At 60.5% G+C, this 16,527-nt stretch carries 15 protein-coding genes; 6 read left to right on the forward strand and 9 right to left on the reverse strand.

The features are described 5' to 3' along the window. Window positions 1–3: 3 nt before the first annotated feature. The 4 genes from dxs to V7Z56_RS02120 are packed head-to-tail and all read right to left on the reverse strand — an operon-like array spanning window position 4 to window position 4,086. Window positions 4–1,932 carry a 1-deoxy-D-xylulose-5-phosphate synthase gene (gene dxs / locus V7Z56_RS02105; protein WP_334127689.1) on the reverse strand — a complete coding sequence of 643 codons (1,929 nt, stop codon included), beginning with the start codon at window positions 1,930–1,932 and terminating at the stop codon, window positions 4–6. A gap of 14 nt (window positions 1,933–1,946) precedes the next feature. Continuing rightward, entirely contained in the window at window positions 1,947–2,837 is an 891-nt protein-coding gene (locus tag V7Z56_RS02110) for a polyprenyl synthetase family protein (protein ID WP_334127690.1), read from the reverse strand. A gap of 30 nt (window positions 2,838–2,867) precedes the next feature. Beyond that, a complete protein-coding gene (locus V7Z56_RS02115) occupies window positions 2,868–3,125 on the reverse strand; it encodes an exodeoxyribonuclease VII small subunit (protein ID WP_334127691.1) in 258 nt (85 codons plus the stop codon). 31 nt (window positions 3,126–3,156) lie between these two features. After that, on the reverse strand, window positions 3,157–4,086 hold the full coding sequence (locus V7Z56_RS02120; RefSeq protein WP_334127692.1) for a histone deacetylase family protein: 930 nt from the start codon (window positions 4,084–4,086) through the stop codon (window positions 3,157–3,159). Between the two features lie 175 nt (window positions 4,087–4,261). Here V7Z56_RS02120 and V7Z56_RS02125 point away from each other — a divergent pair, with 175 nt between their 5' ends. After that, window positions 4,262–4,999: an SDR family NAD(P)-dependent oxidoreductase gene (locus tag V7Z56_RS02125; protein ID WP_334127693.1), complete on the forward strand. Its 738-nt coding sequence runs from the start codon at window positions 4,262–4,264 to the stop codon at window positions 4,997–4,999. A 30-nt stretch (window positions 5,000–5,029) separates the two neighbouring features. Here V7Z56_RS02125 and V7Z56_RS02130 read toward each other — a convergent pair whose 3' ends face one another. After that, window positions 5,030–6,427, reverse strand: coding sequence for an aspartate aminotransferase family protein (locus V7Z56_RS02130; RefSeq protein WP_334127694.1), 1,398 nt, complete (start codon window positions 6,425–6,427; stop codon window positions 5,030–5,032). Between the two features lie 148 nt (window positions 6,428–6,575). Between V7Z56_RS02130 and V7Z56_RS02135 the strand changes: the two genes are divergently transcribed. After that, window positions 6,576–7,508 carry an alpha/beta hydrolase gene (locus V7Z56_RS02135; RefSeq protein ID WP_334127695.1) on the forward strand — a complete coding sequence of 311 codons (933 nt, stop codon included), beginning with the start codon at window positions 6,576–6,578 and terminating at the stop codon, window positions 7,506–7,508. A 46-nt stretch (window positions 7,509–7,554) separates the two neighbouring features. Here V7Z56_RS02135 and V7Z56_RS02140 read toward each other — a convergent pair whose 3' ends face one another. Then, complete coding sequence (locus V7Z56_RS02140) at window positions 7,555–8,982, reverse strand: NAD-dependent succinate-semialdehyde dehydrogenase (protein WP_334127696.1); 1,428 nt, start codon at window positions 8,980–8,982, stop codon at window positions 7,555–7,557. A 201-nt stretch (window positions 8,983–9,183) separates the two neighbouring features. On the opposite strand from V7Z56_RS02140, the gene V7Z56_RS02145 reads away from it, so the two are divergent. Continuing rightward, window positions 9,184–10,824, forward strand: a complete 1,641-nt coding sequence (locus V7Z56_RS02145) for a 3-(methylthio)propionyl-CoA ligase (RefSeq protein WP_443023726.1) — start codon at window positions 9,184–9,186, stop codon at window positions 10,822–10,824. 105 nt (window positions 10,825–10,929) lie between these two features. Here the strand turns inward: V7Z56_RS02145 and V7Z56_RS02150 are convergent, their stop codons facing one another. Then, window positions 10,930–11,343: a DUF1801 domain-containing protein gene (locus V7Z56_RS02150; protein ID WP_334127698.1), complete on the reverse strand. Its 414-nt coding sequence runs from the start codon at window positions 11,341–11,343 to the stop codon at window positions 10,930–10,932. A 197-nt stretch (window positions 11,344–11,540) separates the two neighbouring features. Between V7Z56_RS02150 and V7Z56_RS02155 the strand changes: the two genes are divergently transcribed. After that, complete coding sequence (locus tag V7Z56_RS02155) at window positions 11,541–13,130, forward strand: peptide chain release factor 3 (protein WP_334127699.1); 1,590 nt, start codon at window positions 11,541–11,543, stop codon at window positions 13,128–13,130. Between the two features lie 25 nt (window positions 13,131–13,155). Then, window positions 13,156–13,641 (forward strand): YajQ family cyclic di-GMP-binding protein, encoded by a 486-nt coding sequence (locus V7Z56_RS02160; RefSeq protein WP_334127700.1) that lies wholly within the window; start codon window positions 13,156–13,158, stop codon window positions 13,639–13,641. Window positions 13,642–13,656: 15 nt separating this feature from the next. Here V7Z56_RS02160 and V7Z56_RS02165 read toward each other — a convergent pair whose 3' ends face one another. After that, entirely contained in the window at window positions 13,657–14,553 is an 897-nt protein-coding gene (locus V7Z56_RS02165; RefSeq protein ID WP_334127701.1) for an MBL fold metallo-hydrolase, read from the reverse strand. 479 nt (window positions 14,554–15,032) lie between these two features. Here V7Z56_RS02165 and V7Z56_RS02170 point away from each other — a divergent pair, with 479 nt between their 5' ends. Then, entirely contained in the window at window positions 15,033–15,659 is a 627-nt protein-coding gene (locus V7Z56_RS02170; protein ID WP_334127702.1) for a peroxiredoxin, read from the forward strand. Between the two features lie 36 nt (window positions 15,660–15,695). On the opposite strand, the gene V7Z56_RS02175 is transcribed toward V7Z56_RS02170, so the two are convergent. Then, window positions 15,696–16,148, reverse strand: a complete 453-nt coding sequence (locus V7Z56_RS02175) for a hypothetical protein (protein WP_334127703.1) — start codon at window positions 16,146–16,148, stop codon at window positions 15,696–15,698. Window positions 16,149–16,527 lie beyond the last annotated feature (379 nt).

Raw genomic sequence — 16,527 nt, forward strand, 5'->3', positions numbered from 1 at the left:
GCTTCAGAGGGCGCTCAGATTACCGCGCGAGCTTGCCTTGCCGGCGCCGAGCGCATCAAGGGCGGCCGCAATGATCTGCCGACGGTTGAGCCCGGCCATCTCATACATATCCTCGATTTTCAACTGGTCGATGAAGATATCCTTCATGCAGAGCGGGCGGATTTTGAGCCCGTCATCGAGGAGGCCGTTCATGGCGAGAAACTGCACGACGTGGCTGCCAAAGCCGCCGACCGCACCCTCTTCAACGGTGATCAGCACCTCGTGGCGGGCGGCAAGATCGCGGATCAGGGCTTCATCGAGCGGTTTGCAGAAACGCGCATCGGCAACGGAGGTGGAAATGCCTTTCGATTCCAGCTCGTCGGCGGCATGGAGCGCCTCCTGCAGCCGTGTGCCGAAGGAGAGGATGGCGACGCGGTCGCCTTCGCGGATCATGCGGCCCTTGCCGATCTCCAGCACCTCGCCGCGCTCGGGCATATCGACGCCGACGCCTTCGCCGCGCGGATAGCGGAAGGCGCAAGGGCCCGCATCATAGGCCGCGGCGGTCGCGACCATATGCCGGAGCTCCGCCTCATCGGCGGGGGCCATGACCATCATATTCGGCAGCGTCGCCATATAGGTGATATCGAACGAGCCCGCATGCGTCGCGCCGTCCGCACCGACCAGCCCGGCCCGGTCGAGCGCGAAGCGGACGGGGAGGTTCTGCAGCGCGACGTCATGCACCACCTGGTCATAGGCGCGCTGCATGAAGGTCGAATAGATCGCAACGAAGGGTTTCAGCCCCTCGGTCGCGAGGCCTGCGCCAAAGGTGACCGCATGCTGCTCGGCGATACCGACATCGAAGCAGCGCTTGGGGAAGGCTTTCGCGAACAGATCGAGACCCGTCCCGTCCGGCATGGCGGCGGTGATCGCGACGATATTCTCGTCCTGCTCCGCTTCCTGGATGAGGCTTTGGGCGAACACCTTGGTGTAGGTTGGCGCATTCGGGGTTGCTTTAGCCTGCGCGCCGGTGATGACGTCGAATTTCGAGACGCCGTGATATTTGTCGGCGGCGGCTTCCGCGGGCGGGTAGCCCTTGCCCTTTTGCGTGATGCAATGGATCAGGATCGGTCCCTGCCGGGAATCGCGCGCGTTTTTCAGCACCGGGATCAGATGTTCGAGATTATGCCCGTCGATCGGCCCGACATAATAGAAGCCGAGTTCTTCAAACAACGTGCCGCCGGTCACCATGCCGCGGGCGAAACCTTCGGCGCGGCGCGCCGTCCGCTCCAGCGGATCGGGGAGGTGGGAGGCAAGCTGTTTCGCCATTTCGCGCAGGTTGCGATAGGGCTTGCCCGAGAGGAGGCGCGAGAGATAGGCGTTCATCGCGCCGACCGGCCGGGCGATGGACATATCGTTGTCATTGAGAATGACGATCTGGCGCGCATCCATGGCGCCCGCGTTATTCATGGCTTCATAGGCCATGCCGGCGCTGAGCGCCCCGTCGCCGATCACCGAGATGACGTTGTTCTTTCGCCCCTTCAGATCACGCCCGACCGCCATTCCGAGCCCGGCGGAAATCGAGGTCGAGGAATGCGCCGCGCCGAACGGGTCATATTCGCTTTCGGAGCGCTTGGTGAAGCCGGAAAGCCCGCCCGGCTGGCGGAGCGTGCGGATCCGGTCGCGCCGCCCGGTCAGGATCTTGTGCGGGTAGCACTGATGCCCGACATCCCAGATCAGCCGATCCTCAGGCGTGTTGAAGACATGATGCAGCGCGACGGTAAGCTCCACGACGCCAAGCCCGGCGCCGAGATGCCCGCCCGTGACCGAGACCGCGCTGATCACCTCCTGGCGCAACTCATCCGCAACCTGGGTAAGCTCTGCGATACTGAGCCCGCGCAGGTCTTTCGGCAGCTTGATCGTATCGAGCAGGGGAGTGTCCGGTCTTTGCGTCATAATAATACCCGTCCTCAGTTGCGGCGATGAATGCTGAAACGCGCCGCATGTCGTAACAGATCGGCTTTCGGCCCGAAAGGTTCCAGGTGATCGATCGCCTGATCAACCAGAATGGCGGCGTGAGCCCGCGCCTCTTCCAGCCCCATGAGCGAGACGAAGGTCGCCTTGCCGGCTTCGGCATCCTTGCCTGTCGCCTTGCCCATTTCCTCGGGGCTGCCCTCTTTATCCAATATGTCGTCCGCAATCTGAAAGGCCAGCCCAAGATCGTGCGAATAGGCCTTGAGCGCCTGCGCCAGCGGCGGCGAGGCATGGCCGAGGATGCCGCCCGCCTCGCAGGCGAAGCTGATCAGCGCGCCGGTTTTAAGCCGTTGCAGCCGCGTGATCGTGGCGATATCGATCGGCGTCGTCTCGGCGTGGATATCCATCATCTGGCCGCCGACCATGCCTTGCGCGCCGATCGCCCGGGCGAGGCGGTTGACGAGCTGAAGCCGGATCTCGGCCGAGGGATGGGTCTTCATGTCGCCGATGGTTTCAAAGGCGAGCGACTGCAGTGCGTCGCCGGCGAGAACCGCCGTCGCCTCATCGAATTTTCTGTGCACTGTGGGAAGGCCGCGGCGCAGATCATCATCGTCCATGCAGGGCAGATCGTCATGGATCAGCGAATAGCTGTGCACCATCTCGAGCGCGGCGGCGACGCGCACCGAATGCAGCCGCGGCACGGCAAAGAGATCGGCCGACTGGATCGCGAGAAAGGCCCGCATCCGTTTGCCGGGCGACAGCACGGCGTAGCGCATGGCCTCGAACAACGGCTTCTCGAGTGCCTCGGTTTGCGGCAGCAGGGCGCGAAGCTCCCGATCCATCAACTCTGCGGTCTGGCGAAGAGCAATGTTGAAATCATCATCCATTAAAATGTTGCAACCCCGTATGAGGCATCTTTACTCAACATTTGCCGGTTCAACCGACAGATTGTCGCCGCGCCCGACGATTTTATCGACCCGTTCCTGGGCGTTTCGAAGACGCGCCTCACAATGGGCTTTCAGAAGCGAGCCGCGCGTATAGATATCGATCGACTGGTCAAGATCCACCTGACCTGAGTCGAGCTTTTCAACGATCTGTTCAAGCTCGCGCAGCGCCGTTTCAAAGCTCATCGCGGCGATGTCGTCGGGTATCTTCTGGCTAATGGGATCAGACATAATTTCTCCTTTGCCGTCTTATAACCTTCTCTCAGGCCCGGAGCAACGCTTTCACATGCGCATCGACGCCTTCGGCCAGCCCCTCCAGATCATAGCCGCCTTCGAGCAGCGACACGACGCGCCCCCTCGCATGCAGATCGGCCACCGCCATCAGGTGGCGGGAGACCCAGCGGTAGTCCTCGCCGGTCAGCATGAGATTGGCGAGCGGGTCCTTGATATGTGCATCGAATCCGGCGGAGATGAAGAGAAACTCCGGGCGGAATGCATGGAGCGCCGGCAGGATGGCCGCGTCATAGGCTTCGCGAAACTCCCGCCCGCCCGCCCCGGCGGCAAGCGGCACATTGACGATATTGCCAACGCCGCGCTCGCCGGCCTCCCCGGTGCCGGGGTAAAAGGGCGGCGCCTGATGGGTGGAGGCGTAAAAGACGCCCGGATCCTTCTCAAAAATCTCCTGCGTGCCGTTGCCGTGATGAACGTCGAAATCGATGATGGCGACGCGGCTGAGGCCATATTTCTGCTGCACGTAACGCGCGCCAATGGCGATATTATTGTAAAGGCAAAAGCCCATGGCGCGCTCGGCTTCCGCATGGTGCCCGGGCGGGCGAATGGCGCAGAAGGCATTGGCCCCGTCTTCCGCCATCACCACATCGATTGCGGCGATGGTTGCGCCGACAGCGCGGAGCGCCGCCGTCTGGGAGCCGGGCGAAATCACCGTGTCGGGATCAAGATGCGCGGTGCCCGACGCCGGGATCGCGGCGGTCACATGACGGATATGCGCGGCGGAATGGGCGAGGGCGATCTGATCCTCGGTGCCGAGCGGCGCGTCATGCCGGATGAGGTCCGGAAAGTTGTCCGCATCGAGCTGGTGCAGCACGGCGCGCAGGCGATCCGCGCGCTCGGGATGGTGCGGGCCGGTGTCATGGAACAGACAGTCGCGATGGCTGAAAAGATGTGTTGTCATGGGCACCTGGCAGGGTTTGGTTAAAGTGAACTTCAATATGTGCTGAATTCTAGCGCGTTTTTCAAGTTTACCGCTAGGATTTTACATGCGCCGATGCAATCGCTTCCCTCCCGGCGCGGTGATGACTATGATACGGTGCATAACGTGACTTCGGTTTCACGAAAGGGATGGGTGAATGACGAACACGCAGAAAGTCTTGTTGCTTACCGGGGCGAGCCGGGGAATTGGCCATGCCACCGTCAAGCGCTTCAGCGCCGCGGGCTGGCGGGTGCTGACAGTCTCGCGTCAGGCTTTCTCGGAATACTGCCCCTGGGAGGGGGGAGAGAAGAATCATCTGCAGATAGACCTTGCCGATATCACGGCGCTGCCCGCCGCGCTCGATCAGATCCGCGAACGGCTGGACGGCGGCCTGCTGCATGCGCTGGTGAATAATGCCGGCATTTCCCCCAAAGGGCCGGAGGGTGCGCGCTTCAACACGCTCAACTCGTCATATGATGACTGGCTGCATGTTTATAACGTCAATCTCTTTGCGCCGCTGATGCTGGCGCAGGGGTTGTTTGACGAACTGGTGGCGGCGAAGGGGGCGATCGTCAATGTGACCTCGATTGCCGGCGGGCGGGTGCATCGTTTTGCGGGCTCGGCTTACGGCAGCTCGAAAGCGGCACTTGCCGCGCTGACGCGGGAGATGGCGGCGGATTTCGGCCCCTACGGCGTCCGGGTCAATGCGATCGCGCCGGGTGAGATTGATACCTCGATCCTCTCACCGGGGACAGAAGAGCTGGTGAAGGATATCCCGCTCCGCCGTCTCGGCCGGCCGGAGGAGGTTGCCTCCACCATCTATTTCCTCTGCGATGCGCCCTCATCCTATGTGACGGGGGCGGAAGTGCATATCAACGGCGGCCAGCACGTCTGAACGCTGCCGGCCGCGCAACTCCCCTTAAACTCAGTCCCAGTTCTCGGCTTTCGCGGCCGCGGCGACGACATCAAGTCCTTGCGTGAAGCGATCGAACATGGTGTCGATTTCCGCTTCCGTAATAATCAGCGGCGGGCAGAGGGCGAGGTTGTCGCCGGCGACCGCGCGGCTGATGACGCCGGCCTCTTGCATCGCGGCGGAAGCCTTCGGCGCGGCTTTCCGGGACGCATCGAAGGGGCGCTTCGTCTTTTTATCGGCGACCAGTTCAACCGCGCCGATCAGCCCCATGGAGCGCACTTCGCCGACCAGCGGATGATCGCCGAGCGCCTGGAAACGCTCGTTAAAGCGCACTGAGACTTTCCTCACATGCGCGAGGAGATCGCGCTCCTCCATCAGCTGAAGGGTGCGAAGTCCGACCGCGGCCGGGACCGGATGGCCGGAATAGGTGAAGCCGTGGGCGAGGGCGCCGTGCTTCTCGCTCTGCTTGACCATACCCTGGAAAATTTCCTCCGTAATCATGACGGCGGAGATCGGGAGATAAGCCGACGAGAGCGCCTTTGCGCAGGTGACGATATCCGGGCGGATGCCGAGCGCCTCGGATCCCCACATCTCGCCCGTCCGGCCGAAGCCGCAGATCACTTCATCGGCGACCATCAGCACGTCGTATTTTTTCAGTACCGCCTGCATCTTCCCGAAATAGGTGGCGGGCGGGATGATGACGCCGCCTGCGCCCATGATCGGCTCGGCGATAAAGGCAGCGACGGTCTCGGGGCCTTCGGCAAGGATCAACTGCTCAAGCTCGGCGGCGCAGCGGGCGGCGAATTCCTCCTCCGTCTCGCCGTCCTTGCCGTAGCGGTAGTAATGCGGGCAGGAGGTGTGGAGGATATTCTTGATCGGCAGGTCGAAATCATTATGGAGCGGCGGCAGGCCGGTCAGGCTCGCGGCCGCGACGGTGACGCCGTGATAGGCTTTCTGGCGGGAGATGATTTTCTTCTTCGCGGGCTGCCCGCGGCTGTTGTTATAGTACCAGACGAGCTTGATGACGGTATCGTTCGCTTCCGAGCCGGAGTTCGCGAAAAACACTTTTGAGAAGGGCATCGGCGCAACTTCCAGCAGCTTCTCGGCGAGCAGGATGCTGGGTTCCGTCGATTTGCTGGCGAAGGAGTGATAGAAGGGGAGCTTGCGCATCTGTTCGGTCGCGGCCTTGATCAGCTCTTCCTCGCCGAAGCCGAAGGAGGCGCACCAGAGGCCCGCCAGCCCCTCGATATACTCGCGACCCTCCTCGTCATAGACATGCACGCCCTTACCGCGCTGGATGATGAGCGGCCCCTCGGTGAGGTGGGTCGAGAGGTTGGTGTAGGGGTGAATCATGCTCCGCACATCACGGGCGGCGAGGGAGTTTCCCTGTAGTAGGCTCGGGCTGGACATTGCAAATTCCTCTTGTTCTCTGTGGATTTCTTTACTTTAGTTGTAGGCCCAATGCGGACGGGCTGTCAAAGAGCTTTCGCGTCTCCTAATATTCTTGTTCCGGTTATAATGGTTGTGGCTAATAAGAAGCAGCGAGAGGAGCGTCGGGATGAGCGAGCTGTTCAGTTTTGAAGGCGAGGGCGGCACCCGGTTGCAGGCCCGGCGCTGGCTCGAGGTAGAGCGACCAAAGGCGGCCGTGCAGATCGCCCACGGCATGGCCGAACATGGCGGGCGATATGCGCGCTTCGCCGAGGTGCTGAACGCCTTTGGCTATATTGTCTATGCCGCGGATCATCGCGGGCACGGGCTGAATATCTCAGACAGCACGCCGGCCGGGCATCTTGGCGATGAGGCGGGCTGGCGCGCCGCCGTCGGCGATCTTTATTGCCTCAACCGGGAGATCGCGGCGCGGCATGCGGGCGTGCCGATCTTTCTCTTCGGCCACTCCATGGGTTCCTTCATGGCGCAGGACTATATCGCCCGCCACGGCGACAGCATAGAGGGCGTTATACTGTCGGGCAGCAACGGGCCGCAGGCGGGGCTGCAAAAGCTGAAGGCGCGGATGGGGCTCGCCTTCGTGCGGCGCGCTGTGAAGAAATTTGGCCCCCGTGCGCATCACCCGCAGCTTCGCGGCATTTTCAAAGGCTTCAACCGGCCGTTCGCGCCAAACCGGACGGATTTTGACTGGCTCTCCCGCGATGAAGGAGAGGTCGATAAATATATCGCCGATCCGCTTTGCGGGTTCGACTGTTCGCTCGCCACATGGGAGGGGGTGATGGACGCGCTGCTCCGTATTGCCGCGCCGGCCGCGCTCCGCGCGATGAAGTCGGATCTCCCGATCCATGTTTTCAGCGGCAGCGAGGATCCGGTCGGCGAGGCGGCGCGCGGCGTTCGCCGTCTGCTTGATGCCTATGCAGCGCACGGCTTCACCCGCGTCAGTCATAAATTCTATCCGGGCGGGCGGCACGAAATGCTGAACGAGACCAACCGCGACGAGGTGATGGCGGACATCGTCGTCTGGATCAACGGCGTAATCGGGTGAGGGGGCGGCGGGACGCATTCGCCGTCCGCCGCCCGCTTCGATTTCCCTAGATCGAAAAGCCGCCGAGCTTGGTCTCGAGATATTCGAAGATGCCTTCCTTCGCGCCTTCGCGGCCAAGACCGCTGTCTTTCATCCCGCCGAAGGGGGCGGCGGCGCTGGTCGGGTTGATGTCGTTGATGCCGATGATACCGAAGCGCAGGCCCTCGAACATGCGCATGGCGCGGGAGAGGTCGCGGGTGTAGACATAGGCCGCAAGGCCATATTCGGTGTCATTGGCGCGGCGGAGGACTTCCGCTTCACCCTCAAACCGGATGATCGGTGCGACCGGCCCGAAGGTCTCCTCGCGGTAGATCAGCATATCCTCCGTCACGTCGGCAAGGACGGTCGGCGCAAAGAAATAGCCCTTGTCGAGATTGTTCGATTTCAGAGGAAAGCCGCCCGCGACAAGCCGCGCGCCTTTTGAGACGGCGTCGTCCACCTGCCGTGCAACCTTGTCGACGGCGGCCTGGTTAACCAGCGGGCCGATCGAGACGCCATCCTCGAACCCGCTCCCCGCTTTCATTCCGGCAACGCGGGCGGCGAACGTCTCGACGAACGCGTCATAGGATCCTTCCTGCACGAAGAAGCGGTTCGGGCTGATGCAGGCCTGGCCGGTGTTCAGGAATTTAACCAGTGAGCCGCCTTTCGCGGCATGGGCGGGGTCGACATCCTCGAAGACGACGAAGGGCGCGTGGCCGCCGAGCTCTGCCGAGACGCGCTTCATATTGGCGCCCGCTTCCCCCGCCAGCATCTTGCCGACTTTGGTGGAGCCGGTGAAGGTGAGCTTGGCAACCGACGGATGGCTGGTGAAGACCTTCCCGACGGGTTTGGGGTCAAGCGCGGTCACGAGATTGACGACGCCCGCCGGAATGCCCGCGGCCTCGAAAATTTCGAACATCGCAATAGCACAAAGCGGCGTCGCTTCGGCGGGCTTCAACACCACGGTGCAGCCCGCGGCAAGCGCCGGCGCGACTTTGCGCGTGATCATGGAGATGGGATAGTTCCAGGGCGTGACCGCGGCCACCACGCCGACCGGCTGCTTCAGCACCATGAAGCGCTGGTCGCTGCGCGAGGAGGGGAGGATTTCACCGTTGATGCGCTTCGCCTCTTCCGAATACCAGAGCAGGAAATCGGCGCCATACTGCACTTCATTGCGCGCCGCCTTGATCGGCTTGCCCTGTTCCTCGGTCATGATGCGGGCGAGATCCTCTTTGCGCTCGATCATGATCTGATAGGCCTTGTAGAGATAGGCCGAGCGCTGGTAGGCGGTCGTCTGCGACCAGCTCTCGAACGCGGTGGCGGCCGCTTCAATCGCCTGCTCGGCCTCGGCCGCGCCGCCGTCCGGCACCTGCCGGATCACGTCCCCCGTCGCGGGGTTTTCGACATCGAAGCTTTTGCCATTTGCGGCGGCGATCCATTTTCCGTTTATAAACATAGTCTCTCTCAAGCCTTTCACGAGGGGCGGCGGTCTGCCCGGAAATTTTGCCGCCCAGTCTAATGAAATCCTGAAACGGGTCAAAGATTCTTCCGGGCCCGCGTGCCACTGATGCGCCGATATCGCGCGAGCGCTCAAATAAACTTTACCTGAAGCGGCGGCAGTTTTATGCTGGCAGGAAAGTCTAATACTTCAACTAACATGGGAACTGATATGCTGGGTCTAATTCAGGATCGGCCGTTGCTGATTTCATCACTTATCGAATATTCCGGTATGTATCACGGGGACGTCGAAATCGTTTCGCGGAGTGTCGAGGGGCCAATTCACCGCACGAATTATCGGAACATCAACCTGCGGGCAAAAAAGCTGGCGCAGGCGCTGGAAAGGCTCGGCGTCAAGCTCGGCGACCGGATCGGCACGCTGGCCTGGAACGGCTATCGGCATATGGAGATATACTTCGGTGTCTCCGGCATGGGGGCGGTCTGCCACACCATCAACCCGCGACTCTTCCCTGAGCAGATCGCCTACATCATCAATCACGCAGAGGACAAATATATCTTCGTCGATCTGACGTTCGTGCCGCTGCTCGAAGCGCTGAAGGATCATCTGAAGGCGGTCAAGGGCATTGTTATCATGACCGATCCGGCGCATATGCCGCAGACGTCGCTTCCGAATGTCATCTGCTATGAGACGCTGGTCGAGGCGGAGAATGGCGACTACGCCTGGCCGCAGTTCGATGAAAAGACCGCGTCCTCGCTCTGCTATACCTCGGGCACGACGGGCAACCCCAAAGGCGTCCTCTATGCCAACCGCTCGACGGTGCTGCACAGCTACTGCGTCTGCGCCAATGACGGGCTTGGCGTCAGCAACCGTGACAGCATCCTCGCCGTGGTGCCGATGTTCCATGCGAACGCCTGGGGTCTCCCTTACGCGGCGGCGATGTGCGGCGCCAAGATGGTGATGCCGGGCGCCTCGATGGACGGCGCCTCGCTCTATGAGCTGATGGAAAGCGAAGGGGTGACACTGTCTGCCGGCGTTCCGACCATCTGGATGATGTTGCTGGGCTATGTGAAGGAGAACAAGCTCAAATTCTCGACCATGCAGCGCACGGTGATCGGCGGCTCTGCCGCGCCGCGGAGCATGATCGATACCTTCGTTCAGGATTATGGCGTCGAGGTCATCCACGCCTGGGGCATGACGGAGACGAGCCCGCTCGGCACCACGGGCAATCTCCTGAAAAAGCACGAAGGGCTGTCGCACAAGGAAAAGACCGATATCCGCGTCAAGCAGGGGCGGGTGATCTTCGGTGTCGAGCTCAAAATCACCGGCGATGACGGCAAGGAGCTGCCGCGCGACGGCGTCGCCTTTGGCGATATCAAGGTGCGGGGCCCGTGGATCACGAGCGGTTATTTCAAGGGCGAGGGCGGCAATGTTCTGGATAAGGACGGCTGGTTCACCACGGGTGATGTCGGCACGCTCGATCCGGATGGCTATATGCAGATCACCGACCGCTCCAAGGACGTCATCAAATCGGGCGGCGAATGGATTTCCTCGATCGATGTGGAAAACGAGGCGCTCGGCTGCCCCGGTATCGTCGAGGCGGCGGTGATCGCCGTGCCGCATCCGAAATGGGACGAGCGCCCGCTCGTCATCGCGGTGAAGGAGAAAGGCCATCCGGTCAGCCGCGACGATGTGATCCGGCATCTGGAGAAAAGCCTCGCCAAGTGGCAGCTCCCCGATGACGTGGTGTTCGTCGACGAACTGCCGCACACCGCAACCGGCAAGCTTCTGAAGACCAAGCTGCGTGAAGAATATAAAGATTACAAGCTGCCGACCGCCTGAGCGGCGCGCGATCGGGGGCGGTGACACTCTGTCGCCGCGCCCGGCATGATTTTCAAAGCCTGACGGATTGCACCTGTGACCCGTCAGGCTTTTTACCTGCCGCCGTCAGAATTTCTCGCCCGGGATCCGGCTTGCCTGGCGGATCCAGTCGGTGACCTGCTTTTCATCCCACGGCGCGTCCTCATAAATATGATAGTAGCGTATCCCGTCCATTTTCGAGGAAACGGGCGGTTCCGGTTTCAGCGATGTGCCGCGCATGAAGGAGAGCTTGATGTATTTCTTGAAGCAGTACATCGAGAAGAACCAGCCGCCGTCATTGCCATAGAGCGGGGTGTTCCATTTGACGGCCTTCGTTACCTCCGGAAAGACCCTTTCGACAATTGCATCGAGCTGCTCGCCGACATCTTTTTTCCAGCCGGGCATGGCCTTGATATAGGCCTTGACGGGCTTGTCGCCCTCGCCCTTCGGGATTTGCGGATTGCCACTCGAAAGCAGCTTCGGTTTGCTTGAGGAAGCCATCCGCCTGATATAGCGCAGCGTTAGCCGCTTGCCAACCGGCGGCGGGCGTCCCGTCCGTTGTTGCACACTCCCAAGCGAAGGCAAGGATTGATTTTTCACCGCGACCCGCTTAATTAAACGCAGGCTTGCAGCGGGTTGGCTGCGGGCCGTCACTTCATGTCCGGATATGAGAGATGATCCGGTGATCAGGACCTATCATGACGATGCTGGAAGAACGGGTTGCCAACCGGCGGACCTTTGCGATTATTGCGCACCCCGACGCGGGCAAGACGACGCTCACCGAAAAGCTGCTGCTGTTCGGCGGCGCGATCCAGCTCGCCGGCGCGGTCAAAAGCCGGGGCGAGGCGCGACGCGCCCATTCGGACTGGATGAAGGTGGAGCGCGAGCGCGGCATCTCCGTCGCCTCCTCGGTCATGACGTTCGACTATCGCGGCAAGACCTTCAACCTTCTGGACACCCCGGGCCATGAGGATTTTAGTGAGGATACCTACCGGACGCTGACGGCGGTTGACAGCGCGGTCATGGTGCTCGACGGCGCGAAGGGCATCGAGAGCCAGACGCGCAAGCTCTTTGAAGTCTGTCGCCTGCGCGATATGCCGATCACCACCTTTATCAACAAATTCGACCGCGAGGCGCTCGATCCCTTCGATCTGCTCGATGATATCGAGCAGACGCTGGCGCTTGACGTCGTGCCGGCGAGCTGGCCGATCGGCATGGGGCGGAATTTCCTCGGCTGCTATGATCTTTTCAACGACCGGCTGACGCTGATCGCCAAGGGCAGCGCGCAGGCCGCCGATAACGGCATCACCTGCGACGGGCTCGATGATCCGAAACTTGACGAACTGCTCCCCGCCGACGCGGTTGCGAAGCTCCGCGAGGATGTGGAGATGGCGCGCGGCCTTTGCCCGGAGTTCGATATGCAGGCGTTCCTCGACGGGACGATGACGCCCGTCTATTTTGGCAGCGCGGTCAATAATTTCGGCGTCGAGACGCTGCTGAACGGCCTGACCGAAGCCGCGCCAAGCCCGCGCCCGGCACCCACGGCAGGCCGCGAAATATCGCCGCTGGAGAAGAAGGTCAGCGGGTTTATCTTTAAAATCCAGGCCAATATGGACCCCAAGCACCGCGACCGCATTGCCTTTATGCGGCTGGTCTCCGGCCATTTCCGCCGCGGCGCGAAGCTGAAACATGTGCGGAGCGAGAAAACCCTCAATATCCACAATCCCGTACTGTTCCTTGCGCAGGACCGGGAACTGGCGGAGGAAGCCTGGCCCGGCGATATCATCGGTATCCCGAACCACGGCAATTTGCGTATCGGCGATGCGCTGACGGAGGGTGAGGATATCCGCTTCACCGGCATTCCGAGCTTCGCGCCGGAGCTGCTGCAGCGTGTCCGCCCGCTCGATCCGATGCGCGCCAAGCATCTCGGCCGCGCGCTCTTCCAGCTCGCGGAGGAAGGTGCGGCGCGCGTTTTCAAGACACGCCTTGGCTCCGACTGGGTAGTCGGCGTTGTCGGCGGCCTGCAGTTCGAAGTGCTGGCCGACCGCATCCGCACCGAATATGATATCCCGGTGACATTCCAGCCGACCGAGCTTTACACCGCGCGCTGGGTCGAGGCGGAGGATAACCGCGAGATGAAGAAATTCATCGATGCCAATCAGGCGGCGCTCGCCGATGATCACGATGAGTCGCCGGTTTTCCTCGCCCGCAACGCCTGGCATCTGGAGCGGACGGAAAAGGACTGGCCCGCCATCCGTTTTCAGAAAACGAAGGAACAGTCTGCTTAAGCGACAGCCATAAAGGAGAGACCCCATGCCCTCATTCGATATTGTCTCAAAGACCGATCTCGCCGAGGTGGATAACGCGCTCGGCAATATCCGCCGCGAGATTGAAACCCGCTATGACTTCAAGGGGAGCAACTGCCGCATCGAGCGGACGGATGAGGTGATCACCATTCATGCCGATGACGATCTCAAGCTGAAGCAGATGCACGAGCTGTTGCAGGGGCATCTGGCGCGGCGCAAGATCGATGCCGGCGTGCTGGATTACAAAACGCCGGAAAAGGCGGCCGGGCAGAGCGTGCGCCAGACGGTTGTCGTCCGCCAGGGCATCGACAAGGAGCTTGCCAAAAAGCTGGTCAAGGAGATCAAGGGATCGAAAATCAAGGTCCAGGTCAGCATCCAGGGCGACGAACTTCGCGTCTCAGGCAAGAAACGCGACGATCTGCAGGAGACCATCGCCTTCTGCAAGTCGCTGAACCTTGAGCAGCCGCTGCAATATGTGAATTTCCGCGACTGATCCTGCGCGGCGCGCTCAGCGAAGCGAATAGAGCGACTGGGCGGTGGCCGGGCCGTCCGAGGTAACCTCGCCCGTGTTGATCATATGCAGGATATGGGCATAGACCGAGCGCGCCGCGGCAGCGTGGAGATTTTCCGGCACATCCTGATACATCTGCCGCACCATGTCGGGGATATGCATCGGCCCGGATTTGAGACAGGCGCGGATCTGGTCCATCCGCTCATGCCGGTGGGCGATCAGCGCTTCGACAAAGGGCTTCGTCTCGGTGATCGCCGGCCCGTGGGTCGGCCAGTAGCGCTCGTAATCATAGGCGAGCAGCTTCTCAAGGCTTTGCATATAATCGCTCATATTGCCATCGGGCGGTGAGACGACGGTGGTCGACCAGCCCATGACATGATCGCCGGTAAAGAGCGTTTTCTCTTCGCGAAGACCGAAGCAGACATGATTGGAGAGATGCCCCGGCGTATGGATGACATCGACCGTCCAGCCGTTGCCGAGAATGACATCGCCATCTTCGAGCTTGATGTCGGGAACGAAGTCCGTGTCGCCGCCTTCCTCCAGCTTGAACTCCGAAACGCCGCCGCCATGCGGGCCGAAGCCGTAGGTGCGCGCGCCCGTGAGCGCCTTCAAAGGCGCCGCCGCCGGGGAATGGTCGTGATGGGTGTGGGTGATCAGGATATGGGTCACCATCTCCCCCTTCAGCGCCGCCATCAGCGCGCCGACATGATCGTCATCGAGCGGGCCCGGATCGATCACCGCAACTTCGCCGCGGCCGATGATATAGGTGCCCGTGCCGTGAAACGTGAAGGCGCTCGGATTGCGGGCGATAACTCGCCGGACATAGGGGCTCAGCGTCTCCGCGACACCATATTCGAAATCCAGTTCTCTCTTGAAGGGGATCGTGACCGCCATTTATATCCGCTTTTTTTTCTGTTTCCCGGTTTTTGTTGATTGTAGCGATATGGATGAGGGCGGCAACAGGAATATTTTTTCAACTATATTTGACAAGACACCTCAAGACAGGTGTTTTTTTACTATGAAATGTGCTATCCCAATATATCCGTCGTTGCTAATCGACGGGGACTTCTGATCATTCGGTGACCTGACGTGCAACGCGCCGGGACATAGGGTGAATAAGTTGATTTCGTTGTTCAAGAGTGCGCAGCCTTATGGCTGTGTCAGCGGGTGGAGAGGCAACGGAATGGGAGATTCTCGAGACAGGGTTAAGGTCCAGCCGGACCGGACCGTCGGGAACCGCCTGAGTCTGCATAATGTACCGCAGGAAAGTGCTTTCTTCTGATCGGACGCTTGCGCTTCCCCTCTGAAGAACCCGTTTTCCGGGCATTCCACTGACTTGCTAGGCGAGTCAAATCAATAAGAAGGAGTTAGAAATGACGTTGAGAATTGGTGATACCGCCCCTGATTTCGAGATTGAAACGACCAAGGGGAAAATCCGGTTTCATGACTGGGCCGGGGACAGCTGGGTTTTCTTTTTCAGCCATCCCGCTGATTTCACCCCCGTCTGCACCACGGAAATCGGGCGCACCGCACAGCTTTCGCAGCAGTTTGCCGATCGCAATGTGAAATGCCTCGGCCTGTCGACCGATACCGTTGACGCGCATCTCAAGTGGATCGACGATGTCAACGATACGCAGAAGACCACCGTCGATTTCCCGATGGTCGCGGATAAGGATCTCAAGGTCTCGCAGCTCTACGGTATGCTGCACCCGAACGAGAGCGAGACCCAGACGGTGCGCTCGGTTTTTATTATCGATCCGGCCAAGAAGATCCGCCTGACGCTGACCTATCCGATGAGCGTCGGCCGTAACTTCACGGAAATCCTCCGCGTGATCGATTCCATGCAGCTCGCGCAGAAGGCAGGGGTGACCACGCCGGCCGACTGGACGCCGGGTGAGCGGGTGATCATTCCGCCGTCGGTATCCAACGACGTGGCGAAAGAGAAGTTCCCGCAAGGCTGGGACGAAGCCCGTCCGTATCTCCGCTACACGACGGTCTGATCGTCGCAAGAACGTTAAATGCTGGAGGCCGCGCCGTTATCGCCGCGGCCTTTGCTTTATTGCGGCCAGCCTGTCAATCTCCCCGGCGACGAACGCCTTCGCCGCCTCGAAGCTCGGCGTCGAGATCGCCTCGAGCGCAATATCCTTCGCCTCGGCAATCGCCTTGAACAGCTTGATGATGTCCGCATAGCCAGGATCGTTGGTGACAACGGCATAGGCGATGTAGTGAATGCCCTTCTCGGCGAGGAAATCGACAAAAAAGGAGATATGCTGACCCGTCAGCGAGATTTCCCGGCCTTTTCGATTGTCGAGGATGGCGAGATAGCAGTCGGAACGTGTCAGTTCGAGAGTCGCCGCATAGACCGCCGCACGTTCCTTGATGGGCAATATTCCTGAAGGTCTGAAGATATGGACGAACTCGCTCTTGTACTCCATGGTTTCAAAGGAAATATTTTCATATTCCCTGGAGCCAATATGCCGCCATTCCATATGGTAAATTCTGCAATATGCGAAATTGCAGCCTTCTATTTAGGTACAACAACTTCAGGGGAGGAATTTTAATGCGGAAATCAATCAATAACAAGTCTCGACGAGAGGGCGGAAGAAAATATATTTGATTGCCCTTGTTCTTGTGTGAATAGATTATTTCCACAAAGTTTTTTATTGATACCGGGGGGATTAGATTATGAGAAAATGGATTATGCTGTCAGCGCTGTCGCTGCCACTTTTGCTGCTCTTCTGTGTGCCGAATGAAGCCAGCTCCGCTTTGCGGGTTCCGGCCGGCGGGATAATGACTGAGCAACCGGGCCACGGCGGGGGCTGTCGCAAGGATTCCCCGCCCGGCCGCTGCTGTCACAAGGACCACCGG

Origin of the sequence: Sneathiella sp. (genome assembly GCF_036844445.1) — a bacterium.
Lineage (GTDB): Bacteria > Pseudomonadota > Alphaproteobacteria > Sneathiellales > Sneathiellaceae > Sneathiella.